Source organism: Streptomyces sp. NBC_01235 (assembly GCF_035989285.1).
In the GTDB taxonomy this organism is placed as follows: Bacteria; Actinomycetota; Actinomycetes; order Streptomycetales; family Streptomycetaceae; genus Streptomyces.
The window spans coordinates 5,920,783-5,946,017 of the sequence record NZ_CP108513.1 but is presented as its reverse complement, the minus strand read 5'-3'; the positions used below and the strand labels follow the sequence as shown (position 1 = coordinate 5,946,017).

The following is a 25,235-nucleotide window of genomic DNA, read 5'->3' as shown; positions in this document are numbered from 1 at the left end:
GTCCCGCCGGGGGCTTCCCCATATGTCCCGCCGGGGGCTTCCTCATGACCTGCGCCGCGCGGGGGCGGGCCGCATGACCCGCGCCGCGCGGGGGCGGGCCGCGTTGATCAGTTCGGTGAAAAGCCGCCTCAAGTTTGGCAGAAAGCCCTTTCCATCGATCTCTCGGCTTGCCAGTCTTCGTCCCGGCCCATGGATGTCATGTCCGGGCCGAGTGGACCGTCGACTGGAGCCCCCGATGCCCCGAGCAGCCAGCAGCAGGAAGACCTACCGCCTCGCCCGAGCCGCCGCCGTGGCGGGCAGCGCCGCCGCCCTCGCCGTCGGCCTGTCCGGCAGCGCCTCCGCCGGCGTGCTGCAGAACCTGCCCGAGAACGCGACCGCGTTCCAGAAGAACTTCGAGCCGGTCTACGACTACGACTCGGACAGTTGCTACCCGGCCGCCGCGATCGACCCGGCCGGCAACCTCAACGGCGGCCTCAAGCCGACCGGCTCGGTCACCGGCGAGTGCCGCAGCGGTCACCTCGGCCACGCCAACACCTACTCGCGGGCCAAGTGCAACAACGGCTGGTGCGGGATCGTCTACGCCAGCTACTTCGAGAAGGACGAGGCCTCCCCGGGCATCGGCCACCGCCACGACTGGGAGTGCATGGTCGTCTGGGTCAAGCAGGGCGCGGACACCCCGTCCTACCTGTCCGCCTCCGCGCACGGCGGCTTCAGCACCCACCCGATCGCCGACGTCCCCATGAGCGGGCAGCGCGTCGAGGCCGTCTACCACAAGGACGGCGCGAGCACTCACGCCTTCCGCTTCGCCAAGTGGGGCGAGACGCCGGAGAACGACACCGGTGCGTGGCACCAGGAGAACCTGCTCACCTGGGACAACATGGCGGCCGGCCTGCGCGACAAGCTGAACGCCTCCGACTGGGGCGACGCGAACCTCCCGCTGCAGGACTCCAAGTTCGCCGACCACCTCAACAAGGCCAAGCCGAGCGGCATCACGTTCGACCCGTACGCCTGACCGTCGTCGGCAGCCGCTTCCCGTTGCCGGGTGGCTTTCGGACGGCTCTCGCGCAGGGCCCGGGTGACGTGCACGTGACCGCCCGGCGAACAACCCCGCGCAGGGCCCTCGGAATTGTTCGGCCCGATGAAACGGGCTGCCGATCAACTCCGCGCCCACCAGCCTCGGACTCGCCCGACCGGTCTCCCGACCGGAAACCGGGCAACCGGCGAACCAAGCAACTGGAGAGCACCCGCATGTCCCAGGCAGTCACGAACACGTCCCCGGCCGGCCCGACCAAGTCCGCGGCAGGCAAGAGCGCGCGCAGATCCCACCTCGGCAGAGCCGCCGTCGTCGCCGGCAGCGCCGCCGCGCTGACCATCGGCCTGACCGGCAGCGCCAGCGCGTCGATCCTGACCCCGTTCCCCTACCTGGGCAACGGCGCTCCGAAGCAGGAGATGTTCCAGCCGCTCTTCGACTACGACTCCGACAGCTGCTTCCCGGCCGCCGCCGTCGACGCGAGGGGCCGGCTCAACGGCGGTCTCAACAACTCCGGCTCGATCACCGGCGGCTGCCGCACCAACCACCTCGGCAAGGCCAACACCTACTCGCGGGCCAAGTGCGACAAGGGCAGCGGCTGGTGCGCCGTCGTCTACACCCTGTACATGGAGAAGGACCAGGGCAACGCCGTCCTCGACATCGGCCACCGGCACGAGTGGGAGGCCGCCGTGGTCTGGTACCACGGCAACGACGAGTGGCCGAGCTACGTGTCCACCTCCGCCCACGGCAACTACACCACCAAGCGGTTCAACGACGTGGAGCGGGTCGGCAAGCGCTTCAAGGTCGTCTACCACAAGGAGGGCGAGTTCGGCACGCACTCCTTCCGCTTCGCCAAGGTGGGCGAGAAGGCGGAGGCCTGGGGCGGCGACAACTGGGACCGCCCGGCCCTGGTGCCCTACGACACCCTGTGGAGCAAGAACCGCACGGCCTTCAACGCGCTGGCGAACTCCGACTGGGGCCAGGCCAACTTCCCGCTGCAGGACAAGAACGACCGCTTCCGCAGCACCCTGAACAAGGCCAAGCCGTCCGGCATCGGCTTCAACGCCTGGAGCTGACCCGCAGCCGCCTCGGACCCAGGGGCCGTCACCCCTGGGTCTGCAACTGCCTCAACTGCTGCTGGACGTGGTCCAGCGCACCCTCCCGCCGGCCGGGCACCCGGCCCCGCAGCTCCGCGAGCGCGGACCCCAGCTCACGGGCGCGGGCCGCGCTGCCGATCCGCCCCCACTGGTGGTGCGCCCGGTCCACGGCCGCCTCGACGGCGGGCGCGTCGACCGGCTGCCCGGCCTCCAGCCGCGCCACGGCGACGGCCATCCAGGTACGGCAGCTGCGCTCGGCGTCCCCCGCGAACATCGCCAGATCCGCCCGCACCTCGGCCCAGTGCAACGCCTCCTCGGACCCACCCCCGTGCGCGGCGGCAGCGGCCTGCTCCCACTGCGCGGCAATCGCATCGGCCTCGACGTGCCGCCCGGCTTGCACGGCGGCGGAGATGCTGGCGTGCGGGTCACCCGACGGCCGGTCCGGCGCTTGAGGACGAGGCCCTTCGGCCCGAAGCGGGGGTCTGGGGGCGGCAGCCCCCAGGGGACGGGAAGGGGAAGGGGCGGCGGGGGCGGGGGAGGGGGCGGGGGTGAACAAAACCAGGTCCCCCGTCTCCCCGTCCCCGCCGATCCGGGCCAGCGCCATCTGGTGCAGCCGCTCCAGCTCAGGCCGCCCCCCGCTACGCAATATCGTCGCGACGGCCTTCATGTACGAGGGCGAGGCGACAGCCCGCCGCCCCCGCCCCACCGCCGGCGGCGGCTGCGCCACCCGCCCATACACGGCGACCCCGGCCCCGCAGTCCAGAACATTCCCTCGCAGCCACTCCCACGCCTCCGCGTCCGCCCGCAGATCGAGCACCACCGTCGTCGCACCCGCCGCCCGCAGCCGCAGCTCCTCCCGCAACCAGTGCCACGGCAACGCCGTGTACCGCACGGTCGAGGGCGTCGTACGAGCCAGCGCCAGATGCGGCAGCCGCTGCCGCCGGTCGAGTTGCAGCTGCCCGGCGACGAACAGCGTCAGCGGCCCCGGCGCGGCCGCGGCGGCCCGCAGCCGGGTCAGCACGGCCTGCGGCTCCAGCGGATCGGCGAGTTCGACGACGTTCGCGGTGTCGGTGCCGGCCAGCACGGAAGGCGGCACGGCCGCCAGCACGGGGAGCACGGAGGCCGCGTCCACCAGACGCCCCTTGCCCGCGGGTGAGGCCGCCAGCAGCAGCACGGTTCCGGGCATGGTCCCCTCCTGCATGGTCCCCTCCCCTGTCGATCACGTACAGCAGCACCGTAACCGCTGCTGCTGCGAAGGGGAGCGTTCAGAGGCGCTTCCTGAGACTCTCCGCACAGCGACGACCGTCGTGTCGTCGACGAGCCGCCCCCGCAGTGCGCCTCGGTCACGCGCGTGAACCGCCCGCATCGGGGAACCCGCCGCACAACCGGTTGCACAACCCGTGTCACAACCCGGTGCAGCCGACTTGCCACCGCCCTCTCCCAGGTGTGCCCTGGAAGACGGGGGCGAACAGAGAGGAGTCCTCTCATGGCTCATGCGGCACCCACGTCGGGCATGCGGACCCCGTCCGCACGGTCCCGAACACCCGACGTCTTCAGCGAACGCACCCACCGGATCGCAGCGTGGGCGGTCCCCGTCACGCTCGGACTCGTCTACGGCTACTGGGTCGCGGCCAACAACCGCTCGGGCGGCCCGATCACCGGCTGGAACGTCCTGCTCGGCTTCGTGAGCGCGATCGTGTTCGCGGCGCTGTACATGGGCCTCAGCGCCCTGGCCCCGCACATGCGGCGCGAACTGCACGCCCTGATGTGGACGGCGTTCGCGGGCTGCGCCTTCGGTTTCGTGTACAGCCAGACCGACGCGAGCGTCCTGCGCTCGACGGGTATGGCCCTGGTGGTCGCGGCAGCGGTCTTCGCGACGCTGTTCTACCGCTACTACACGCACGAGGACGCGCAGGGACACCGCATCCGCTGACGCTCCCTCGCAGGACGGACGCCACAAGGGCCCCGGCTTGTGAGCCGGGGCCCTTGCGTTCCCTCATCCCTCCACTCACCGGTCGACCGGGATCCAGTCCCAGCCGTCCGACGAGGTTCCTGACGTCCCTGACGTTCCTGACGTCCCGGAAGCACTGAAGCTCCAGGAGCCCGAGAAGCTGAACGACCCGGAGCCCGAGACGCCGAACGAGCTGTTGGAGAACGGGTCGTCGTCCCAGTTGGTCCAGTCCCCGTTCTTCCACTGCGGGCACGGGTCGGCGCAGGCGGGCACCCGCGCGCCGCGGGTGTCGACGAAGGCGGCGCTCGCCCAGCCCTGGGCGCCGAGGAGCCAGTACCAGTTCGGGTTGCCGTTGACGCTCTGTCCCCTGACCATGCACTGCACCTGGTCATGGCTGCCGGGCGCCGGCGAGGCGACGACGGGTGAGTGGGTGGTGGGTTCCTGTCGCACGTTCAGCTCTGTGCGCGAGACGACGGTGCCCCAGATCGGGCTGCCGCCGTCGCCGCCGCTGGTCGGCGGGGCTGCCGCCGCCGTGGTTCCCAGCGCCGCGACGGCGAGGGTGCCACCGGTGAGCATGCCCGCGGCCAGAGTCCGCAGGGCCGGAGTGGGACGCATGATCGGCCTCCTTCTCCCCAGAACCAGGAAACACCCGTTCGGGTGAACCCTCCACCGGAGGACACCACAGCGGACGGAAACCGCAGTTCCGACCGGCCCCGCGAACGGACCACGCATGTGCCGGTCACGGGGCCACTCATGTGGCCGCGCCCCGCTCGCGCAGCCGGTTCCCACCCCGTTGCCTGGAAGCGTGTCCCGAAGCCTGCGGACCGCCGTCTCGGCCGTCCTCGTCGCCCTGTCCTGCCTCCTCGTGCCGTTCGGCACGCTGGCGGCCTGGGCGGCGTACGACCTGACGGACACCGGCCGGTACGTCACCACGATGGCGCCGCTGGCCTCGAACCCGGCCGTGCGCGACGCCGTCGCGGACACGGTGGGTGACGGCGTGGCCCGCGAGGCCGGCGTCGACGACGGCGTGAACCGGCTGTTCATCCGCGCCGCCGTCCGTTCCTTCACCGCGACCCGCGCCTACCGCACCGCGTGGGACGCGGGCAACGAGGCCGCGCACACGGCCGTGATGAGAGCGCTGCACGACGACAGCGCCGACCGCGACACCCACGCGTTGACCGTGGACCTGGCCGCCGTGACGACCCCCCTCAAACGTCAACTCACCGCCGACCACATGCCGTTCGCCGACCAGGTCCCGGTGGAGCACACCCGTGTCGCGCTCCTCCCGCCAGACGAACTGGCCGCACTCCGAAAGGGGTACCAGGTGCTCGACGTAGCCGGTTTCTGGCTGCCGCTGGCGGCCGTCGTGTTCGCGGTGGCCGGTATCGCGGTGGCGGCCGTCCGCCGCCGGGCGATCACGGCGACGGCCCTCGGCACGGCCCTGGGCGGCGCGTTCCTGGGCCTGGCCGTCGCCATCGGCCGTCGCCTCACCCTCGCCGACCTCCCCGACGAGACCCGCCGCCCGGCCGTGGGCGCCGTCTACGACGCCCTCACCGCCACCCTCCGCACGGCCTCCTGGCTCCTCCTCGCCGTCGGCCTGGCCGTGGCGGCGGCGACCTGGCTCACCCACCCGCGTTCTTTGGTGGTCCGCCTGCTGCGACGGCGGCGAGCGTCCGCAGCGCCCTCGCCAACTCCCCCTCCGGAGCCGACGCGAGTCCGAGCCTGACCGCGTTTGGGGTGCGGTGCGGGTCGACGGCGAACGCGGTCCCCGGCGTGACGGCGATGCCGTGCGCGGCGGCAGCGGCCGTGAAGGTGTCCGCCCGCCACGGCGCGGGCAGCTCCCACCAGGCGAAATAGGCGCGCGGATCGGTCCGCACCGTGAACCCCTCAAGGTGCTCGGCGAGAATCCCCTGCCGCCGCGCGGCATCCGCCCGCTTCTCCTCGACGAGCCGCCGCACCACCCCGTCCCCCGCCCACCGCACCGCCGCCTCCACCGCGAACCGCCCCGCACTCCACCCTCCGGACCGCACCGCACCCCCGACGGCCTCCACCCGCTCCTCCGGTACGGCGAGAAACCCGACGGTCAGCCCCGGCGCGACCCGCTTGGACAGCCCGTCGACGACATGGACGAGCCCCGGCGCGTGCACGGCGAGCGGAACGGCGTCCGGACTCAGAAAGGACCAGATGCGATCCTCGACGACGGGGAGTCCCCACTCGCCCACAAGTAGCCCGAGTTGCCGCCGCCGCCCTTCGCTCATGCTCAAGGAGGTCGGATTGTGCAGGGCGGGCTGGAGATAGAGAGCGGACAGCGGACCCGCACGATGGAGGGCCGCAAGCGCGTCCAACCGCACCCCTTCCCCGTCACTCCCGACCGGCACGAGAACCACCCCCAACCGCCCGGCGATCTCCTTGACCAGCGGATACGTCAGCTCCTCCACCCCGACCCGGCCACCCGGCCGGACCAGGGAGGCGAGGGCGGCGGCGATGGCCTGACGGGCGTTGCCGGTGAAGAGCAACTGCGCCGGCGCGGGCCGCCACCCGGGGAGAGCGAGCAGGTCGGCGGCGGCCTCACGGGCGGAAGCGGTCCCGTCGGCGGCGCCCGGCCGCATGGCCTCCGTCAGCACATCACCCCGCAGCAGCGGCGCGAGGGAGGGCGCGAGCAGCTCCGACTGCCCCGCCACGGCAGGGTAGTTGAGCTCCAGGTTGACGGGAGCGGAGGCGATGGCCGCCTCGATGAGCGCCCGCCCCTGCGCGACGACCGGCGCGGCCCGCACGAATGTTCCCCGCCCCACCTCCCCCACCACCAGCCCGCGCCGCACGAGTTCGCCGTACACCCGTCCGGCCGTCGAGGGCGCGATGCGATGCCGCCGCGCGAACCACCTCTGCGGAGGCAGCTGTTGGCCGGGACGGAGCCGCCCGGCGGCGATGTCACCGGCGATGCGGTCGGCGATGGACCGGTAGTCGTGCACGTGAGCGCGCCCCTCCCCTGACATTGCACCGAGGGCAAAGATCTCATTGCACCGAGAAGCCGGCCAACCCTAAGGTCGATCACATGCCCCCCTTCTCCTCATCCCTCGCATACGAGGACAAAGGACCGGATCCCACGGATCCCACAGGTTCCACGGCACCCTCCGCCGCTCCCCTGGTCCTCATCCACGGCCACCCCTTCGACCGCACCATGTGGACCCCGCAGATCGAGGCGTTCTCCGCCACCCGCCGGGTCATCGCCCCCGACCTGCGCGGCTACGGCGCCTCCCCGGTCGTCCCCGGCATCACACTCCTCTCCCGCTTCGCCCAGGACATCGAGGAGTTGCTCGACGACGTGAAGGTCGACACCTTCGTCCTGGCCGGTCTGTCGATGGGCGGCCAGATCGCCATGGAGTGCTATGCCCGCTTCGGCGACCGGGTCCGCGGCCTGGTCCTCGCCGACACCTTCCCGGCAGCGGAGACCCCCGCCGGCAGACGAACCCGCAACGAGGCGGCCGACCGTCTCCTCGCGGAAGGCATGCGTGGCTACGCCGACGAGGTCCTGGAAAAGATGGTCGCCCCCTACGCGGCCCCGGACATCAAGGCCCACGTCCACCACATGATGACGTCGACGCCCCCCGAGGGCGCGGCAGCGGCCCTGCGCGGCCGAGCCGAACGCCCCGACTACCGGGACCTGCTGACCCGCGTCACCGTCCCGTCCCTGGTCGTGGTCGGCGCGGACGACGAGTACACCCCCGTGTCGGAGGCGGAGGCGATGCACGCGGCCCTCCCCGACTCCGCACTGCACATCATCGAGCGCGCGGCCCACATGCCGAACCTGGAGCGGCCGCAGGAGTTCAACGAGGTGTTGGCGGCCTTTCTGGCGCGGGTGGACGCCTAGTGCCGTGACAGGCGACGTTCGCCCCGTCGGCGACGCCAGGCACGCTCCCCACTGCCTCAAAGGCGTGGGAGGTGCCCCCATGCCCCCACTCGGCGCACCGGCCGAAGACCCAGGTACAGGTACGTCCAGTACGAGGGCCTTCGGCCGGCACTCCCCCCAGCCTTCGGCCGGGGGACCCCCAGAGCACGCACCGGACGCCGCTCCTTCACGGGCGAACGCTGCCTGCCACGACTGGTACCCGCTGATCGCTCAGCCTCGGCGGGCGGCCCCGTGCGGCCACACCACGTCCACGGGGATGCCCGCCCCACGCGCTTCGAGGACCGTGTCGGCGGTGCCGCCGCCCTTGCCGGTGGGCGGTTCGCCGTCCCATACGGCGACAAGCCGGTCGGCGCGTTCGACGAGGACGGCGTTGGCTGCCTCGTACGCCTGCCGGTCGGCCGTTTCGTGGGGGAGCACGAGGACTTCCGCGGCGGCTTCGACGAGCCGGTCGAAGAGTGCGGTGTGCTCGGGCTCGACCTTGTTCCGGCGGTAGTCCTGTGCCGGGACGACGACCGTCAGACGGCCGCCGGCGGCGAGGACGGCCTCGGCGAAGAGGGAGTCGGCGCCTGCGGCGACGCAGGAGACACCGACGAGCCGGCCGTCGTCGGCGTACGGCTTGAGCAGGTCGTCCAGGGCGGTGCGGACCAGAGGGACGCTGCCCTCGGTCAGATCCATGTGCCCGGTCACGGCGATGATCGTCACGTTCGTCGCTCTCCTCTGCCTCGAACTCCTTGGCCGTCGACCCGCCCCCGCCTCTACCGTCACCCCATGACCAGGACGACAACGACCCTCTGGCGCCCCACCGGCCCCGAGGAGCTGGCGCTCGTGGAGGCCTCCGGGTGGGTGGCGTGGCCGCCCCGGTTGCCCGAGCAGCCGATCTTCTATCCGGTGCTGAACGAGGACTACGCGGTGCGGATCGCGCGGGACTGGAACGTACCCGCCTCCGGCTCCGGCTACGTCACCCGGTTCGAGGTCGACACGGCGTTCCTCGGGAGGTATCCGGTACGTCAGGCCGGCGGAGAGACCATTCTGGAGCTGTGGGTACCGTCGGAGGAGCTCGATGAATTCAACGCGCACATCGTCGGGCGCATCGAGGTGGTCCGGGAGTTCCACTGACGTGTCCAGAGCCGGCGGGCGGTGGCGGCTCGTCGGTGCCTGGTGTGCGGGCGTGCTGCTGGCGGGGGTGAGTGTGGTCGTCGGGTGTCGGGTCGCCGACACCGACGCGGTCACTCCCGTGCCGCAGGTGCTGGCGTTCCTGCCGTGGCTGCTCGGGCCGGCCGGGGTCGGGGTGGTGCTGTCACTGCTCGCGCGATGGTGGGCGGGGGTGATCTGGGGGGCCGCGGTGCTCGGGCTGCTCGCCTGGTTCGTCCAGCCGTACGGGGAGGCGGGCGAGCCCGAAGGGGTGGCCGTCGCCGAACTGCGGGTGCTGACGTCGAACGTCGAGTTCGGGTGGGCGACCGATGCCCTGATCCCCGTGGTCCGGCGTGAGCGGCCGGACCTCGTGTTCGTGGAGGAGTGCGAGTACACCTGTCAGGCGGCCGTGCGGAAGGCGCTCGGGGGCGCGTATCCGTATCGGCAGGCCGTGGCGGGGGACTCCTCCGTCGGGTCGGTCATCCTCAGCCGGTTTCCGTTGAGGGCCGCGGCCACCGTGCCCGGCGGCATGGGCATGCCGGGGGCCGTCGCCGACGTGGGCGGCCATGCCGTACGGCTTCAGCTCGCGCACCCCAAGCCGCCGCTGCCCCGCCAGGTGTCCCTGTGGAAGCGGGAGCTGGGCGGGCTGCGCGACTTCGCCGCCCGGTACCGGAACACCGGTCCACTCCTCCTCGCCGGGGACTTCAACGCCTCCCAGGACCACGCCGCCTTCCGCGGCATCCTCGACACCGGGCTGCGCGACGCGGCCCGTCTCGCCGGGGACGGCCGCGAGCCCAGCTGGCCGAGCAGCACCACGCCCGTCTTCGGCGTGCAGATCGACCATGTGCTCGTGTCGAAGGAGTTCACGGCGAGCGACGCCCGCTTCCTCCACCTCGACGGCACCGACCACCGCGCCCTGCTCGTGAACCTCGCCCTCCACCAGGGATGACGGACAGCAGGGGTGCCCATAATGAGGCCATGCCCCGCGAGTTCCCCATCGGCCTCACGCCTCCCGACTGGCTGGTGCGGAACCTTCGGCCCCAGCAGGCCCCCGTCAACCGGCCCGCCGTCGCCCGCGCCGCGCTCGCCATGACACTGCCGCTGGTGATCGGGCTCGCGGCGGGACAGCCCACGTACGGCGCACTCGCCTCCATGGGCGCCCTGTCCGGCGTCATCGGCGACACCGCCGACGCCTACCGCATGCGGATCCTGAACATCGCGGTCCCGCAGCTGTTCGGGGCGGTCGGTATCACCCTGGGCAGTGCGGTGTACGGGCACGGGTGGTCGGCGGTGGCCGTCGTCACCGGCGTGGCGCTGGTCTCCGGGATGATCTCGACGATCGGGGCCGTGGCATCCGTCTCCGGGCTGCTCCTGCTGCTCAACTCCGTCGTGGGCGCGGGGCTGCCGATGCCGGGGGAGTGGTGGCTGGCGCCCGTCCTGATGACCGGCGGCGGGCTGCTCGTACTCCTTCTCGCCCTGCTGGCCTGGCCGCTGCGCTCCGGGGTCCCGGAGCGCAGCGCGGTCGCCGCCACCTATCGCACGGTCGCCGACCTGCTGGCCGCATGCGGCAGCGACGTCCCCGGCGCGTACGAGGACGCCCGGCACACCGTCACCCAGTCCCTGAACCAGTCGTACGACCTCGTCCTCGCCCGGCGCACCCGCCATCACGGCAGCAGCCCCGAGCTGACCCGGCTGATCGCCCAGTTGAACGCCATCACCCCGGTGGTGGAGGCGGCCCCCGCCGCCCATCTGAACGGCCGCCCGCTCCCGACCGAGATCCCCGAGGCCGTACGCCACCTCGCGCGGGCCGTGGAGGCCGGCTTCACCGGACCGACAGGACTCCATCTGCCCGACCCCGGCTCCGAGACCGCGCGCGCCGTCGACCACGCCCTGCGGCACGCCGCCGAGGTGGTGGCGGCACCCGACATCGACCCCCGGGGCTTCGACGACCGCCTCGGCCGTCCGGCCGCCCCGCGCGTGCGCGCCGCCCGCGCGACCCGCGACGTCACGCTCTCCGCCGGCTCCTGGCGCTACGGCCTGCGCCTCGCCCTGTGCATCGGACTCGCCCAGGTCCTCGTCTCGACCGTCCCCGTGCCACGCTCCTACTGGGTGGCCCTGACCATCACCTTCGTGCTGAAACCCGACTTCGGGTCCGTGTTCTCCCGCGCGCTGCTGCGGGCGCTGGGGACGGTGGCCGGGCTGGTGGTCGCGGCGGCGGTGCTGTCGCAGGTTCCGCGCGGATGGTGGGACGTACCGACGATGCTGCTCCTCGCCCCGCTGATCCCGGCCCTGACGCCCCGCGGGTACGGATACCAGACGGCGGCGATCACCCCGGTGATCCTGCTCCTGTCGGACATCCTGAACCACCAGGGCACGGCGCTGCTGCTCCCCCGCCTGGTGGACTCGCTGATCGGCTGCGCGATCGCGCTGGTGGCGGGCTACCTGCTGTGGCCGGAGAGCTGGCACACGCGGGTCGGCGACCGCCTGGCCGGCACGGTCGCGGACACCGCCCGCTACGTCGACGCCGCCTTCGGCCCGGACGTCGACCCGGCCGCCCGCGCCCGGATGCGCCGCCGCCTCTACCGCGACCTGTCCGTCATCCGTACGGAGTTCCAGCGCGCCCTGACCGAGCCCCCGCCCACCGGGCGCCGGGCGGCCGCGTGGTGGCCGCTGGTCGTCGCCGTGGAACGGATCGTCGACGCGACGACGGCGGCCCGGGTCCGTGTGAAGCACGGAGCCGAACCGCCGTCGGAACCCGAGGTGGGTCAGGTCGCGCTGCAACTGCGGGAGCTGGCCGAGGGCCTGCGCGACACGGAGGTGCTGTACCCCGTCCGCACGGACCTGACCGGCCCGCCCGGCAGCGTCCTGGAGCCGCTGCGCCAGGAGGTGGCCGCGGCGAGGGCGATCACCTCGCCGCAGCAGTCGTAGTACCCGTTGCAGTACCCGTTGCAGTACCCGTTGTGGATCAGACGCCGATGTCCTCGCCGTCGGCACGCCACACGGCCACCACCGACGGGCGGACGATCTTCCCCGCGCCGTCCGGCCAGGTGCTCGCCGGCTTCTCCACCGAGGCGCCGTCGGCCTCGCCCGGGTGCTGCACCGCGACCAGCACCCGCCGGTCCTGGATGACGGGTCCGCAGGTCTCGGCGCCGGTCGGCACGGTCAGGAACTGCTTCAGCTCACCGCGCCGCGAGCCGCGCGTGGCGACGCCGAACAGTCCGTCGTGCGAGCCGAGCCGGCTGCCGTCGGTGGAGATCCACAGGTTGCCGTGCGGGTCGAAGGCCACGTTGTCCGGGCAGGAGATCGGGCTGACGTCGTCCTTCGGGAAACCGGCGAAGTAGGTCGCCGGGTCGTCGGGGTCGCCCGCGACGAGGAACAGCGACCAGGCGAACGTCGTGCTCTGCGGGCGGTCGCGGCGCTCGGTCAGCTCCAGGATGTGCCCGTGCTTGTTGGCGTTGCGCGGGTTGGCCTCGTCGGCCTTGGCGTTCGCGCCGACACCGCGGTTGGTGTTGTTGGTGAGGACGACGTACACCTTGCCGGTGAGCGGCGAGGGCTGGATGTCCTCGGGCCGGTCCATCTTGGTGGCGCCGACCTTGTCACCGGCGAGGCGGGTGAAGACGAGGACCTCCTGCGCGCTCATCCCCTCGACGTGCGAGACGGCGCCCTCGGCGGTGGCGGTGGCGAGCGGGATCCACTCGCCGCTGCCGTCGAACTCACCGTCGGCGGGCAGCTTGCCGGTGCCGTCGATCTCGATGGCGGGGGAGTCACCGGTGAGCCTGGCGACGTAGAGCGTGCCCTCGTCGAGGAGGGAGAGGTTGTGCTCGCGGACGGCGCGGCTCGACCCCTTCTTCATGCGCTTGCTGCCGACGAACTTGTAGAAGTAGTCGAACCGCTCGTCGTCCCCGGTGTAGACGACGGGCCGCCCGTCGTCCGTGAGCCGCACGGTGGCCGCCTCGTGCTTGAAGCGTCCGAGGGCGGTGTGCTTGCGGGGCGTGGAGGTCGGGTCGTACGGATCGAACTCGACGACGTACCCGAAGCGGTGCACCTCGTTCGGCTCCTGAGCGACGTCGAAACGCTTGTCGAAACTTTCCCACTTGCGCTCGGTGGCGCCGGTGCCGATCCCGTACCGCTTGTCGGTCGCGCGGCTGCTGTTGGCGAAGTACTGGTTGAAGTTCTCCTCGCCGTGCAGCGTCGTGCCCCAGGGGGTGGTGCCGCCGGAGCAGTTGTTGAGCGTGCCGAGGACCTTGGTGCCGGTCGGGTCGACGGAGGTCTTGAGCAGGTCCGACCCGGCGGCGGGGCCGGTGAGCCGGAACTCGGTGGTGGCGGTGACCCGCCGGTTGAGGTGGTGGCGGGGAACGGCGGTCAGCTTCCCGGTCCGCCGGTCCTCCTCGACCACGACGGCGCTCAGACCGTGCGCCGCCCAGGCGACCTCGACCTGCTGCCGGGTGGGGTTGGCGGGGTCGTAGCCGCGGAACATCAGGATCTCGTTGGTGTACTCGTGGTTGGCGACCAGCAGCTGCCGGTCGCACTCACCGGGCAGGGGCAGCAGCGCCAGGAAGTCGTTGTTGTACCCGAACTGTCCGGCCTGGGCGGCGGCGGTCTGCTTCTCCGGGTCGAAGGCGGGCGCCCCGCGCAGAATGGGCTCGCCCCAGCGGATGACGACGTTCTGCCGGTAGCCCTCCGGGACGGTGACCGCGTCGGCGGTGTTCGGCGCGACGGTGCTGAAGCGGAGGCCGCGAGCGCTCCTGCCGGCAGGTTTTCCGGAGGCGTTCTTGGACGTCGTCGTCTGTGCGTCCGTGGCGGCGGCCGGCAGCGCACCGGCGACACCGGCCGTCCCGGCGGCGGCCGCGACGGTGACGACGGCGGCGGCGCGCATCATCGCCCGGCGGCCGAGTGCCCCGGCGACGACATCACCGACGTACGCGTTGTCACTGGTGTTGGGCACCTCGTGGAAGCAGGCGTCACCACACCGGAAACGGCAGGTCATGGCGGATCGCCCGCCGGGATGCGAGCCGGACGGAGTCCCGATGATCGGCAGTAGCTTGCGCACCTTTACTCTCCCCTTGCGTGCCCTTGGTATGGACGTGACGGTAGGGGCACGCATGTGCGGAAGCGCAGCATTCAGATGAACGGACGGCGAATCCCCGGCACCCGCAGGGAGTTGACGTGGCCGAGAGGCGGTGTTGACACACCTTGATTCCTCCCACTCACCCCTGCCCAAGATCACCATCCGGGGCCGCTAACCTTACGTGTCCGTCCTGGCCAGGGATTGACGGCTACAACTCACGCGAAGGGTTGCGCACATGGGCATTCTCACTCTCCTGCGGAACGCGTTCGGGCGGTCCCGCAAGGGGCGTACCGCCGAGGCAGAGGGTGCGGAACAGGTTCCTTCGCAGGAACAGACCGCTTCCGAGGACCGGGACGGGGAGCAGACGGCGACGCCGACGGCGACGCCGACCGCCGACACGGGTTCGGCGAGCGCGCCGACGCCGAAGCCGGAACCGACGGTCCCGTCCCCCTCCCCCGAACCCACCCCTGAGCCCACACCCACCGCCCAGGTCCCGGAACCCCGCCCGGCAAACCAGGACGAACACGACCTGGTCGCCGCAGCCTTCGACAACGTAGCGGTCCCGAAGCCGACGAGGTCGACAGAGAGCACGGCTACGCCTTCGCCGGAGACGGCGGCGGCGGTGACGGGAGCGGCAGCAGCGACGGCGGAAGCGGAGGCACCGGCGCTGGGCGCCGAGGCCGAGGCCGAGGCGAAGCCGGCCGCTGAGGCCGAGGCGAAGGTGGAGCCGGCCGCTGAGGCCGAGGCGAAGGTGGAGCCGGCCGCTCAGGCCGAGGCGAAGGCGGAGCCGGCCGCTGAGGCCGAGGCTGACACCAAGGTGGAGCCCGAGGCCGAGACCAAGGTGGATGAGCCGACGTCGGCGACGGTGGCGGAGGAGCCGACGTCGGACGACGCGACGGCTGAGGCCGAGGCAGCGGCGGATGGGCCGGCCGCTGAGGCCGAGGCAACGGCCGAGGAGTCCACGGTGGACGCCCCTGCCGAGTCGGAGCCGACGGTCTCGGATGCCCAGGACGAGGTGGCCGCGCCGGCCGAGGAACCTGCGGCCGCTGCCGAGGCCGAGGCGGAGCCGACGGCCGAGGAGTCTGCGGTGGACTCCGAGGCGGAGCCGGTGGCCGGGAAGCCGGAGACCGAGCCCGCGGCGGAGGAGTCCGCGCCGGAAACGGTCACCGAGACCGCCGCCTCCGACGCCGAGCCCGAGCCGGTCGCAGCCCCGGAGGCGGTGGAGCCCGAGGCCGGGGCGACGGCTGAGGAGCCCGAGCCGGAAACCGCGCCGGAAGCGGAGGCGGAAGCATCCACGGAGGCGGCGGCCGAAGCTGCGGCCGAGGAGTCCGCGCCGGAAACGGTGACGGAGGCGCTCCCGGACGCCGAGCCCGAGCCGGTCACTGCCGCGGAAGCAGTGGAAACGGAGCCCGAGCCCGAGACGCCCGCGTCCGAGCCGGTCACCGAGACCGCCCCCGCCACCGAGCCCGAGCCGGTCGCTGCCGCGGCACAGGTCGAGGTCGCCTCTGAAGCAGCGGTCGCGGCGGAGCCGTCCGAAACCGCCCCCGAGCTCGAGGTCGCGCCCCAGCCCGAGCCGGTCGTGGCCGCCGAGGAGTCGGCCACGGAACCGGATTCCGCTCCCGTGCCTGCCGCCGAGGCGGAGCCTGCCGCCGCTGTGGCTGCGGCGGAAGCCGGCGAGGACGCCCCACAGGGGCCACTCGCGGTCGACGGCGAAAGCAGCGCGGGTGGGGACACGGCGGCCGAGGGCGAAGCCGAGGCCATTGACGACGCCCAGGCCCCGCAAGGGACCCCGCTGCCCGCCGGCCTCGGCACCGCCTACCAGGCCGCCGCGAGCGTCCTCGAGAAGACCAGCCTCACCGGCACCCGTGCCAACGTCTACCTCGTGCTCGACCGCTCCGCGTCCATGCGCCCGTACTACAAGGACGGCTCCGCCCAGGCCCTCGCCGAGCAGACCCTCGCCCTCGCCGCCCACCTCGACCCGGAGGCGACCGTCCACGTCGTCTTCTTCTCCACCGAGCTGGACGGCACCGGCGAGCTGACCCTCGCCGAGCACGAGAACAAGATCGACGACCTCCACGCCGGCCTGGGCCGCATGGGACGTACGAGCTACCACGCGGCCGTGGAAGAAGTCCTCACGCACTACCAGAAGTCCGGCACCACCGACCCCGCCCTCGTCGTCTTCCAGACGGACGGCGCCCCGGACGCGAAGACCCCGGCCACCCAGTCCCTCACCGACGCGGCGAAGAACCACCCCGCCGTCTTCTTCTCCTTCGTCGCCTTCGGTGAGCACGACAACAAGGCCTTCGACTACCTCCGCAAGCTGAAGACCCCCAACACGTCCTTCTTCCACGCGGGCCCGACCCCGCGCGAGCTCACGGACACGGAGCTCTACGAGGGCGTGCTGGCGAACTGGCGCCCGTAACCCCCTCGTAGAACCTTCCGCCCTACGCCCGACAGGGCCCGGCTTTACCCCGGGCCCTGTCCCCGTAATCCTCCCGCCCGTAATCGGCGTGAGTCGATCTTTCTCGGGCCAGTAGGATTTCGACCATGGCGGCCACTGGATCCGAGAAGCAGGGCGGGAAGGCGTACTACGTCTCCACCCCCATTTATTACGTCAACGACGCTCCTCACCTGGGCCACGCCTATACGACCGTCGCAGGCGACGTGCTCACCCGCTGGCACCGTCAGCGCGGCGAGAGGGTGTGGTATCTCACCGGCACGGACGAGCATGGCCAGAAGATCATGCGCACCGCGGAGACGAACGGCGTCAGCCCGCAGGAGTGGGCGGACAAGCTTGTCGACGAAGCCTGGAAGCCCCTCTGGGAACACCTGGAGATCGCGAACGACGACTTCATCCGCACGACGGAGAGGCGTCACACGGACCGTGTCCAGGAGTTCGTCCAGGATCTCCACGACAAGGGCGAGATCTACAAGGGCGGCTACGAGGGCCCGTACTGCGTGGGCTGTGAGGAGTACAAGCTCCCCGGCGACCTCATCGAGGCCGAGGACGGCACAAAGCTGTGTGCCATCCACAAGAAGCCGGTGGAGATCCTCAAGGAGGAGAACTACTTCTTCAAGCTCAGCGAGTACGGCGAGAAGCTGCTCGCCCACTACGAGGCGAACCCGGACTTCATCCAGCCCGAGTCGGCGCGCAACGAGGTCGTGAACTTCGTCCGCCAGGGCCTCCAGGACCTCTCCATCTCCCGTTCCACCTTCGACTGGGGCGTCCCGGTCCCGTGGGACGACAAGCACGTGATCTACGTGTGGATCGACGCACTGCTGAACTACGCGACGGCGGTCGGCTACAACGAGAACCCGGAGAAGTTCGGGAACACCTTCCCCGCCGACGTACATCTGGTCGGCAAGGACATCCTCCGCTTCCACGCGATCATCTGGCCCGCGATGCTGATGGCGCAGGACCTCCCGCTGCCGGGCAAGATCGCGGCCAACGGCTGGCTGATGGTCGGCGGCGAGAAGATGTCGAAGTCGAACCTGACGGGCATCAAACCGCAGGACCTGACGTCCCACTTCGGCGTGGACGCGTACCGCTGGTACTTTCTGCGCGCCATCGCGTTCGGCCAGGACGGCTCGTTCTCCTGGGAGGACTTCTCCGCCCGCTACACGAGCGAGCTGGCGAACGACTACGGCAACCTCGCGTCGCGCGTGGCCGCGATGGTCGGCAAGTACTTCGGCGGCACACTGCCGGAGGCGACGGCCGTGGGCGATGCGGAGAAGGCGATCCAGGACGGGCTGGCGAAGGCCGTCGCGGAGGCCGACCGGCGGATCGGTGACGACGTGGACTTCCAGGGCGGCATCCTGGCGATCTTCGACTTCGTGAAGCAGGTCAACGGCTACATCACCGAGCAGGAGCCCTGGAAGGTCGCGAAGGACGATTCGCCGGAGGGCAAGGCCCGCCTGGCGACGATCCTCTACACGGCCGCGGAGTCGCTCCGCGCGGTGGCGGTCCTGCTCAACCCGGTCATGCCGGACACCTCGCAGAAGCTCTGGGACTCCCTCGGCGCCGACGCCGTTCTCGGCGCGCTCCCCGACCAGAGGGTCGCCGACGCCGCCACCTGGGGCCGGCTCCCGGCGGGCGCGACGATCACCAAGGGCGCGGTGCTCTTCCCGCGCCTGGAGGAGAAGCCGAGCGCGTAGTCACGAACGTGAGCGTGAGGCGCCGCGGGCGTCCGCTCACGGCCCGGACGGACGATCACTCCCGGTCGCCCCGGTCGACTACGATTCCATGGTTCGTACGACGGCCCGGCGGTGCAGCCGGAATCAGCATCCGTCACTCCATGCAACGACCCGGGAGCAGCCCGCAATGGCTCGACACCTCATCACCAGCGCCCTTCCGTACATCAACGGAATCAAGCACCTGGGCAACATGGTGGGGTCCATGCTCCCTGCGGACGTGTACTCCCGCTACCTCCGCCAGCGCGGCCACGACGTCCTCTACATCTGCGCGACCGACGAGCACGGCACCCCCGCCGAGCTGGCCGCGAAGGAGCAGGGCCTCCCGGTCGCCGAGTTCTGCGCGCAGGCGCACGACGCGCAGAAGGCCGTCTACGACGGTTTCGCGCTCGCCTTCGACTACTTCGGCCGGAGCTCCTCCGCCCAGAACGTCGAGATCACCCAGCACTTCGCCCGCCGCCTCAACGAGAACGGCTTCGTCGAAGAGCGCGCGATCCGCCAGGTGTACAGCCCCACCGACGGCCGCTTCCTCCCGGACCGCTACGTCGAGGGCACCTGCCCCCACTGCGGCTACGACAAGGCCCGCGGCGACCAGTGCGAGAACTGCACCCGGGTCCTCGACCCCACCGACCTGATCAACCCCCGCTCGGCGATCTCGGGCTCCACGGACCTGGAGGTCCGTGAGACGAAGCACCTCTTCCTCCTCCAGTCGAAGCTCCAGCACGAGGTCGAGGAGTGGGTGTCCCGCCACGAGGCGGACTGGCCGCAGCTGGCCTCCTCCATCGCCCGCAAGTGGCTGACCGAGGGCCTGCACGACCGCGCCATCACCCGTGACCTGGACTGGGGCGTCCCGGTCCCGGCGGACACCTGGCCGGAGCTGGCGGCGGAGGGCAAGGTCTTCTACGTCTGGTTCGACGCCCCGATCGAGTACATCGGCGCGACGAAGGAGTGGTCGGACCTCGACCCGGAGAACCGCGACTGGAAGTCGTGGTGGTACGACGTCGACACCGACGTCCGGTACACGGAGTTCATGGCGAAGGACAACGTCCCGTTCCACACGGTGATGTTCCCGGCCACCGAGCTCGGCGTCCGCGAGCCCTGGAAGAAGGTCGACTACGTCAAGGCCTTCAACTGGCTGACGTACTACGGAGGCAAGTTCTCCACGTCCCAGAAGCGCGGCGTCTTCACCGACCAGGCCCTGGACATCCTCCCGGCCGACTACTGGCGCTACTTCCTCATCGCCAACGCCCCCGAGTCGGACGACTCGTCCTTCACCTGGGAGCACTTCACCGCCACGGTGAACAAGGACCTCGCCGACACCCTGGGCAACTTCGTCAACCGCGTCCTGTCCTTCTCCAAGAAGCGCTTCGGCGAGGACGTCCCGGCGGGCAGCGCGGCCGGCGAGGCGGAGGCGAAGCTCGGCGAGCAGATCGCGGAGCTGCTGGCCGAGTACGAGTCGCAGATGGAGGCCCTTCAGTTCCGCAAGGCGGCCGCCGCCCTGCGCGCCCTGTGGTCCGCGGGCAACTCCTACCTGGAGGAGAAGGCCCCCTGGCTGGAGATCAAGACGGACAAGGAGGGCGCGGCCCTCACGCTCCGTACGGCGATGAACCTGATCCACCTCTACGCGGTGGTCTCGGAGCCCTTCATCCCGGCGACGGCGAAGATCATGCGCGAGGCCTTCTCGCTGACGGACGACACCGCGACCTGGGTCACCGCGGACGAGGCCCGCACCCTCGCCTCCGTCCCCGCCGGCACCCCCTTCACCGTCCCGCCGGTCCTGTTCGCCAAGCTCACGGACGAGGACCTGGAGGCGTACAAGGAGCGCTTCGGCGGCACCGAGGAGTGACGCACCGCACCGGAAGAGGGCGGCTCCGCCCTCTCCCGGTGTCTGGAGGAGAAGCGGTAAAGGAGAAGATGTAGAGGAAAAGCCGTAGGGCTTCCCCCGACTTCGGCGTGTTCCCGCCAAGCCGTATGGTTTCCGCCATGGTCCCCGAGGTCATTCCGATCGCCTACCAGCCGAAGCACCGCACCGAGTCCATCGGGCGGTACGCGGACGGTCAGTTCCTCGCGTCGGTCACGTACGCCTTCCCCCAGGGTTTCCGCCTGGACGACGGCTGGGAAGAGCACAAACGCCTCTACACCGTGCTGCACACCTTCGACGCCGAGGGCTACTACCGCGACTCGGACATCTGGTGCGCCGGCACCTGGGCCGAGCAGCAGCGCGCCCCGCACGGCGACGACTCGGTCCTCACCCGAGCCCGCGTCCGTCTGGCAACCCTCCTGCGCAGCCTGCCCCGCCGCGCCTACACGGACATCGCTGTCCGCCCCTTCCAACTCACCTACGAGGGTGTGCTGTTCGGCCTGGTGATCCGCGAGGACGAGGAAGAGGGCGAGGACTGGGCGGAGCTCTACCCGGACCGGCTCGCCTTCGGCGAACCGTGGGACGGCGGGTACGACACCTGACAGGTGCCGGGTTCTGCGACGCAGCTCGGTACCCCGCGGCATTCCAGCTCTCGGGAGTGACGCGCACGCACGGGGCCGGTGGCCGGACCGGCCCTAGCCGTGTGAGGTCTCGGCCACCTCGACCACTGCGGAGCCTTCGCGACGCACCCGTTCAGTCCCCCAGGCGCCGAGCGGCCCGAGCGCCTGATTGAGCGTGTGCCCGTGCTCGGTCAGGGAGTACTCCACCCGTGGCGGCACCTCGGCATAGACCTCCCGGTGCACGAGTCCGTCTTGCTCCATCTCACGCAGGTGCTGGGTCAGCATCTTCTCGCTCACTCCAGGCAGACCGCGACGGAGCTCGGAGAAGCGGCGTACGCGATGGGCGTCGAGTTCCCAGAGGATCAGTCCCTTCCACTTGCCGCTCACCACGTCGAGCGCGGCGTCGATGCCGCAGATGTAAGGTCCGCTTCTCGGCGCCTTTGCCATCATTGATCCCCCTTACGAAAAGGTAAGTACCGCAGAAAATAGTGGGTACTTCCGAGACTAGTGGCGCTCTCCGAGCATGGAGGGGTGAACGGACATCAGAACCACACCACCAGGCAGGGCAGCGCTGTCACCGTGATCGGACTCGGCCCGATGGGCCAGGCGATGACCCGCACCCTCCTCACCGCCGGCCACCCGGTCACCGTCTGGAACCGCACCCCCAGTCGGGCCGATGGCGTCGTCACGGACGGAGCGACGCTCGCGGCGACGCCCGGCGAGGCGGTCGGAGCGAGTGACCTCGTGATCCTCAGCCTCACCGACTACCAGGCGATGTACGACGTCCTCGACAGCGCCACCGAGTCGCTCGCCGGGCGGACGCTGGTCAACCTGAGCTCTGACACTCCCGATCGCACACGCGAGGCGGCGAACTGGGCAGCGGGCCACGGCGCCGCCTTCCTCACCGGTGGCGTCATGGTCCCCGCGCCGATGGTCGGCACGGAGGCGGCCCATGTCTACTACAGCGGCCGCGCCCAGGTGCTGGAGAGCCATCTGGCGGCGTTGACACCGCTCGGCACACCGAAGCACCTGGGTGAGGACCCGGGCCTGGCCCAGATGATGTACCAAGCCCAGCTCGCCGTGTTCCTCACCACCCTGTCCGCACTGATGCACGCCACCGCGATGCTGGGCACCGCAGGAGTGAAGGCCGAGGAAGCGCTGTCGGAGTTGCTCCCCTTCGCCGACTCGATCGGCGACATCCTGAGGGCCGGCGAAGAGAACCCCGGCGCCGCGCTGGATACGGGAGCGCATCCCGGCGACCTCAGCACGGTCACCATGATGGGTGCGACGTCCGACCACATCGTCGAGACCAGCACGTCACTCGGCCTCGACCTCGCGCTCCCACTGGCCGTGCGGGCCCACTACCGGCGCGCGATCGAGGACGGACACGGCAGCGACAACTGGACCCGCATCATCGACGGCATCCGAGAGCCGCGCTGACCGGACGCGGGACCGATGAACACACTCCCAGCCATCAAGCGCGGCCGACGACCAGCACGAAGACACGTCTGCCCGGCCCTCTTCCCCTTTCCGGAAGGGAGCCGGGCAGCCGGCACCGGAGCACAACGTCATGCGCCCTGCGTGAACCGCCTTGTGGGCGCATGGGCGGCAGGTCGGACGCGAGGGCCGGGGGCTCGTGGTCTCCCGGCCCTCGCGCGTCTCGTGTGCTACTTGAGCACGCCCGCGCCCGTGGTCGCAGCCAGCGAGGTCGGCAGGTTCTTCGCCGAGGTCTCCAGGCCCGCCGTCAGGGTCGCGGTCCAGTTGACGGTCGTCTTCAGGTCCTTGGACGAGGCGGCGTTGTACGCGGCGACGAGGTCGGTGACCGTGCCGTTGACGAGGTTGCCGCTGCCCTTGACCGAGCCGGTGCCGTCGCCGCTGAGCAGCTTGGCGACCTTGCCGCCCGTCGGGAGCCTCCAGTAGTTGTTCTCCGCTATGACCTGGGCCTTGGCGCGGGAGTTGATGCTGTACTGCGTCGCGTAACCGTTGAGGGTCGTGACGTCGTAGTAGTTGTTGTAGATGTGAACCTGGCCGACGCGGGCCAGCGGGGCGCGCTGGACGATGCCCTTCCAGATGTTGTGGTGGATGGACACGCGCAGCTTGCCGCTGGGCTCGCTGTCGCTGCTGCCGATCAGCATCGTCTTGTCGTGGTTGGTGAACTGGTTCCGGGACACCGTCACCAGGTCCGAGCTCTTGGTGATGTCCAGGGCTCCGTCGTGGATCTGGTACTCGCGGCCGTAGTACTTCGGGTTGGCACTGTCGAAGTGCGCCGCGTCGGTGAACGAGTTGTGGTCGGCCCAGACGTGGGTGGCGCCGCGCAGGGTGACGGAGTCGTAGTTGGAGTTCCAGTTTCCGTCGTCGCCGTCGGTCGGGTCCCACTGCGGGAAGCAGTCCTCGGTCGCGGAGAAGTTCAGGTTGCGGACGATGACGTTGTCCACGCTCTGGATCTGGAGCATGCCGCCGGAGATCCCGGCGTTCGTGCCCGCCACGCCCACGACGGTGGTGTTGGCCGGCACCTTGAAGACGATGTTCTTCGCCTGCTTGGTCTGGGCGGCGGCGCGGGCCTTCTCCTGGGTGCCGGAGGGGAGCTTCGACCTGCCGTACGTGGCGGGGTCGTACGCCTTGAGGTACGCCGACAGGGAGTAGCCGGTGCCTGCCGCGTAGCTCGCGCAGGTCAGCTTCTTGCCGGCGTCGTCGGTGTTGGCGTCGATCGTGCCCTTGATCTTGATGATCCGGGGGGTGGTGTCGGACGCCGAGCCCAGCGCCTTCACCAGTTGGGCGCGGGTGGAGACGGTGAAGGTGTGCGCGGCGTCGGCCTTGGTGCCACCGGTCGTGCCCGTGCCGGAGGAGGCCCAGCCGTCCTTGGCGGCGAGCGTCTGGTGGTACAGGTCGACGGTCCCGGCGTTCGCGTTCATCACGACGACACCGGCGCCGACGCCCGCGGCCACGACGGCGGCGGAGACGACGAGGGTGCGGCGCGAGCGGAGAGACCGGCGGTGGGAGGAAGCTGCCACGGGGGATCCTTACGGGGAGAGCGGACTTACGATCTGTCAGTGGTCGCCGCCGAATGAAGAGTTGCCGCCCGTTGAGAATTTTTTCTCCGGCCCCCTCCGCCACACGATCAAACGTCTTCACGATTCCCTCACCTGCCCCCTAAGGTGCCCCGAGGGGGCAAACGCCGCCCATGGGGACGAAGTTGGGGGGACCATCCATGGCGCTCTTCGGGAACGCGCATCCGATCGACAGCGCGCAGGCGCAGCAGGACTACGCGCGTCTGCTGGGTCAGGGTGAGCACGTACAGGCCGCCTACCTGCTGATCCGCGACACCATCATGTTCACGGACCGGCGGCTGATCCTGGTCGACAAGCAGGGGATCACCGGCAAGAAGACGGAGTACCACTCCATTCCGTACCGCAGCATCACCCACTTCGCGGTGGAGACCGCCGGCACCTTCGACCTGGACGCCGAGCTGAAGATCTGGGTCTCCGGCTCGTCCGTGCCGATCGAGAAGACGTTCACGAAGGGCGTGGACATCTACGAGGTGCAGGCGATCCTGACGCAGTTCGTGGCGAAGTAACGCCTATGTCGTCCTGCTCGCCCGGCGGAACCTGGTCCTGTCGGGCGAGTACGGACCGGTCGAGGTGATCCGACCGTCCCGGGGCTGCTACGACTACGTGGTGGACCTTCTCCAACCCCACCTGCGGCTGCTCGCCGAGGTCTTCGGCGCTGCCACGCCCTCGGCTCCCTGGGCGCTGGCCGGCGGCTACGCCCTCCAGGCGCACGGACTGCTCCAACGCCCGCACGGCAACGTGGACTTGGCGACGGAGAGCGCGGAGCCGATGCCCCTGCTCGCCGAGACGCTGAGCGCGGCGCTCACCTCCGGAGGCCGTCACGAGGCGGCGATCCAGGACACCGACCCGCTGTCGGCGCACCTGTCCGTACTGGACCGCACCACGGGCACACCCCTCCGTCTGGCCCTGCACAAGGAAACCTTCTGGAGCCCGCCCGTCCCGACGTCGTACGGACCGGCGCTCTGCCTCCAGGACGCGGTGGGCACGAAGATCCGGGCACTGTACGACCGCGGGCTGGCGGTCGACCTGATCGACGCGAGGGCGGCGTCCGCCCGCTTCACCCACCCCGACCTGGAGGAACTGGCCCGCCGTCACGCCCGCGACGACTTCGACCTGCCCACCCTCCAGACCCGTCTGACGGGCACGGACCACTACCCGGACACGGCGTTCACGGAGTACGGCCTGACAGAACCCGACATCGCCGAGCTGCGGGCGTGGGCGCAGTCCTGGTCGACGGACATCGCGGAGCGACTGCTGGAGGAGGGGGCGTCACCGGACGAGTAGGACGTCCGAGACGTCCGAGCGGGACGC

General features: G+C 70.8%; 22 protein-coding genes. 15 read left to right on the top strand and 7 right to left on the bottom strand.

The genetic code is table 11. The features are described from left to right. Positions 1-235 precede the first annotated feature (235 nt). The gene (locus OG289_RS26445) at positions 236-1,012 is read left to right on the top strand and encodes an NPP1 family protein (protein ID WP_327316503.1); all 777 of its coding nucleotides are present in this window, start codon (positions 236-238) and stop codon (positions 1,010-1,012) included. A 236-nt stretch (positions 1,013-1,248) separates the two neighbouring features. After that, positions 1,249-2,106 (top strand): NPP1 family protein, encoded by an 858-nt coding sequence (locus tag OG289_RS26440; RefSeq protein WP_327316502.1) that lies wholly within the window; start codon positions 1,249-1,251, stop codon positions 2,104-2,106. A 28-nt stretch (positions 2,107-2,134) separates the two neighbouring features. Here OG289_RS26440 and OG289_RS26435 read toward each other — a convergent pair whose 3' ends face one another. Then, complete coding sequence (locus OG289_RS26435) at positions 2,135-3,313, bottom strand: hypothetical protein (protein WP_327316501.1); 1,179 nt, start codon at positions 3,311-3,313, stop codon at positions 2,135-2,137. Positions 3,314-3,613: 300 nt separating this feature from the next. Here OG289_RS26435 and OG289_RS26430 point away from each other — a divergent pair, with 300 nt between their 5' ends. Continuing rightward, positions 3,614-4,060, top strand: a complete 447-nt coding sequence (locus tag OG289_RS26430; protein ID WP_327316500.1) for a hypothetical protein — start codon at positions 3,614-3,616, stop codon at positions 4,058-4,060. Positions 4,061-4,135: 75 nt separating this feature from the next. Here the strand turns inward: OG289_RS26430 and OG289_RS26425 are convergent, their stop codons facing one another. After that, a complete protein-coding gene (locus OG289_RS26425) occupies positions 4,136-4,693 on the bottom strand; it encodes an SH3 domain-containing protein (protein ID WP_327316499.1) in 558 nt (185 codons plus the stop codon). Positions 4,694-4,883: 190 nt separating this feature from the next. Between OG289_RS26425 and OG289_RS26420 the strand changes: the two genes are divergently transcribed. Then, entirely contained in the window at positions 4,884-5,804 is a 921-nt protein-coding gene (locus OG289_RS26420) for a hypothetical protein (RefSeq protein ID WP_327316498.1), read from the top strand. Here the strand turns inward: OG289_RS26420 and OG289_RS26415 are convergent. After that, positions 5,701-7,047, bottom strand: coding sequence for an aminotransferase-like domain-containing protein (locus tag OG289_RS26415; RefSeq protein ID WP_327316497.1), 1,347 nt, complete (start codon positions 7,045-7,047; stop codon positions 5,701-5,703). The genes OG289_RS26420 and OG289_RS26415 overlap by 104 nt on opposite strands. A gap of 83 nt (positions 7,048-7,130) precedes the next feature. Between OG289_RS26415 and OG289_RS26410 the strand changes: the two genes are divergently transcribed. Beyond that, the gene (locus tag OG289_RS26410) at positions 7,131-7,946 is read left to right on the top strand and encodes an alpha/beta fold hydrolase (protein ID WP_327316496.1); all 816 of its coding nucleotides are present in this window, start codon (positions 7,131-7,133) and stop codon (positions 7,944-7,946) included. 249 nt (positions 7,947-8,195) lie between these two features. On the opposite strand, the gene OG289_RS26405 is transcribed toward OG289_RS26410, so the two are convergent. Further along, a complete protein-coding gene (locus OG289_RS26405; protein WP_327316495.1) occupies positions 8,196-8,687 on the bottom strand; it encodes a hypothetical protein in 492 nt (163 codons plus the stop codon). 66 nt (positions 8,688-8,753) lie between these two features. Between OG289_RS26405 and OG289_RS26400 the strand changes: the two genes are divergently transcribed. The 3 genes from OG289_RS26400 to OG289_RS26390 are packed head-to-tail and all read left to right on the top strand — an operon-like array spanning position 8,754 to position 12,044. Continuing rightward, positions 8,754-9,101 carry a hypothetical protein gene (locus OG289_RS26400; RefSeq protein WP_327316494.1) on the top strand — a complete coding sequence of 116 codons (348 nt, stop codon included), beginning with the start codon at positions 8,754-8,756 and terminating at the stop codon, positions 9,099-9,101. Then, positions 9,046-10,065 (top strand): endonuclease/exonuclease/phosphatase family protein, encoded by a 1,020-nt coding sequence (locus OG289_RS26395; protein ID WP_442818957.1) that lies wholly within the window; start codon positions 9,046-9,048, stop codon positions 10,063-10,065. The genes OG289_RS26400 and OG289_RS26395 overlap by 56 nt, the downstream gene beginning before the upstream one ends. A gap of 29 nt (positions 10,066-10,094) precedes the next feature. Next, the gene (locus OG289_RS26390; protein WP_327316492.1) at positions 10,095-12,044 is read left to right on the top strand and encodes an FUSC family protein; all 1,950 of its coding nucleotides are present in this window, start codon (positions 10,095-10,097) and stop codon (positions 12,042-12,044) included. A gap of 37 nt (positions 12,045-12,081) precedes the next feature. Here the strand turns inward: OG289_RS26390 and OG289_RS26385 are convergent, their stop codons facing one another. After that, positions 12,082-14,166 carry a PhoX family protein gene (locus OG289_RS26385; RefSeq protein ID WP_327316491.1) on the bottom strand — a complete coding sequence of 695 codons (2,085 nt, stop codon included), beginning with the start codon at positions 14,164-14,166 and terminating at the stop codon, positions 12,082-12,084. A gap of 253 nt (positions 14,167-14,419) precedes the next feature. Here OG289_RS26385 and OG289_RS26380 point away from each other — a divergent pair, with 253 nt between their 5' ends. The 4 genes from OG289_RS26380 (at position 14,420) to OG289_RS26365 (ending at position 20,838) form a co-directional block, all read left to right on the top strand. Next, positions 14,420-16,606 (top strand): VWA domain-containing protein, encoded by a 2,187-nt coding sequence (locus tag OG289_RS26380; RefSeq protein ID WP_327316490.1) that lies wholly within the window; start codon positions 14,420-14,422, stop codon positions 16,604-16,606. 125 nt (positions 16,607-16,731) lie between these two features. Next, complete coding sequence (gene metG, locus OG289_RS26375; RefSeq protein ID WP_327316489.1) at positions 16,732-18,339, top strand: methionine--tRNA ligase; 1,608 nt, start codon at positions 16,732-16,734, stop codon at positions 18,337-18,339. Between the two features lie 166 nt (positions 18,340-18,505). After that, the gene (gene metG / locus OG289_RS26370) at positions 18,506-20,221 is read left to right on the top strand and encodes a methionine--tRNA ligase (RefSeq protein ID WP_327316488.1); all 1,716 of its coding nucleotides are present in this window, start codon (positions 18,506-18,508) and stop codon (positions 20,219-20,221) included. Positions 20,222-20,358: 137 nt separating this feature from the next. Continuing rightward, a complete protein-coding gene (locus OG289_RS26365) occupies positions 20,359-20,838 on the top strand; it encodes a hypothetical protein (RefSeq protein WP_327316487.1) in 480 nt (159 codons plus the stop codon). A 93-nt stretch (positions 20,839-20,931) separates the two neighbouring features. On the opposite strand, the gene OG289_RS26360 is transcribed toward OG289_RS26365, so the two are convergent. Beyond that, positions 20,932-21,303 (bottom strand): winged helix-turn-helix transcriptional regulator, encoded by a 372-nt coding sequence (locus tag OG289_RS26360; protein ID WP_327320808.1) that lies wholly within the window; start codon positions 21,301-21,303, stop codon positions 20,932-20,934. A gap of 84 nt (positions 21,304-21,387) precedes the next feature. Between OG289_RS26360 and OG289_RS26355 the strand changes: the two genes are divergently transcribed. Beyond that, the gene (locus OG289_RS26355; RefSeq protein ID WP_327316486.1) at positions 21,388-22,296 is read left to right on the top strand and encodes an NAD(P)-dependent oxidoreductase; all 909 of its coding nucleotides are present in this window, start codon (positions 21,388-21,390) and stop codon (positions 22,294-22,296) included. Between the two features lie 227 nt (positions 22,297-22,523). On the opposite strand, the gene OG289_RS26350 is transcribed toward OG289_RS26355, so the two are convergent. Continuing rightward, positions 22,524-23,867, bottom strand: coding sequence for a pectate lyase family protein (locus OG289_RS26350; protein WP_327316485.1), 1,344 nt, complete (start codon positions 23,865-23,867; stop codon positions 22,524-22,526). 197 nt (positions 23,868-24,064) lie between these two features. Here OG289_RS26350 and OG289_RS26345 point away from each other — a divergent pair, with 197 nt between their 5' ends. Beyond that, positions 24,065-24,430, top strand: a complete 366-nt coding sequence (locus OG289_RS26345; protein ID WP_327316484.1) for a PH domain-containing protein — start codon at positions 24,065-24,067, stop codon at positions 24,428-24,430. Between the two features lie 100 nt (positions 24,431-24,530). Next, positions 24,531-25,208 (top strand): hypothetical protein, encoded by a 678-nt coding sequence (locus OG289_RS26340; RefSeq protein WP_327320807.1) that lies wholly within the window; start codon positions 24,531-24,533, stop codon positions 25,206-25,208. Positions 25,209-25,235: the final 27 nt, after the last annotated feature.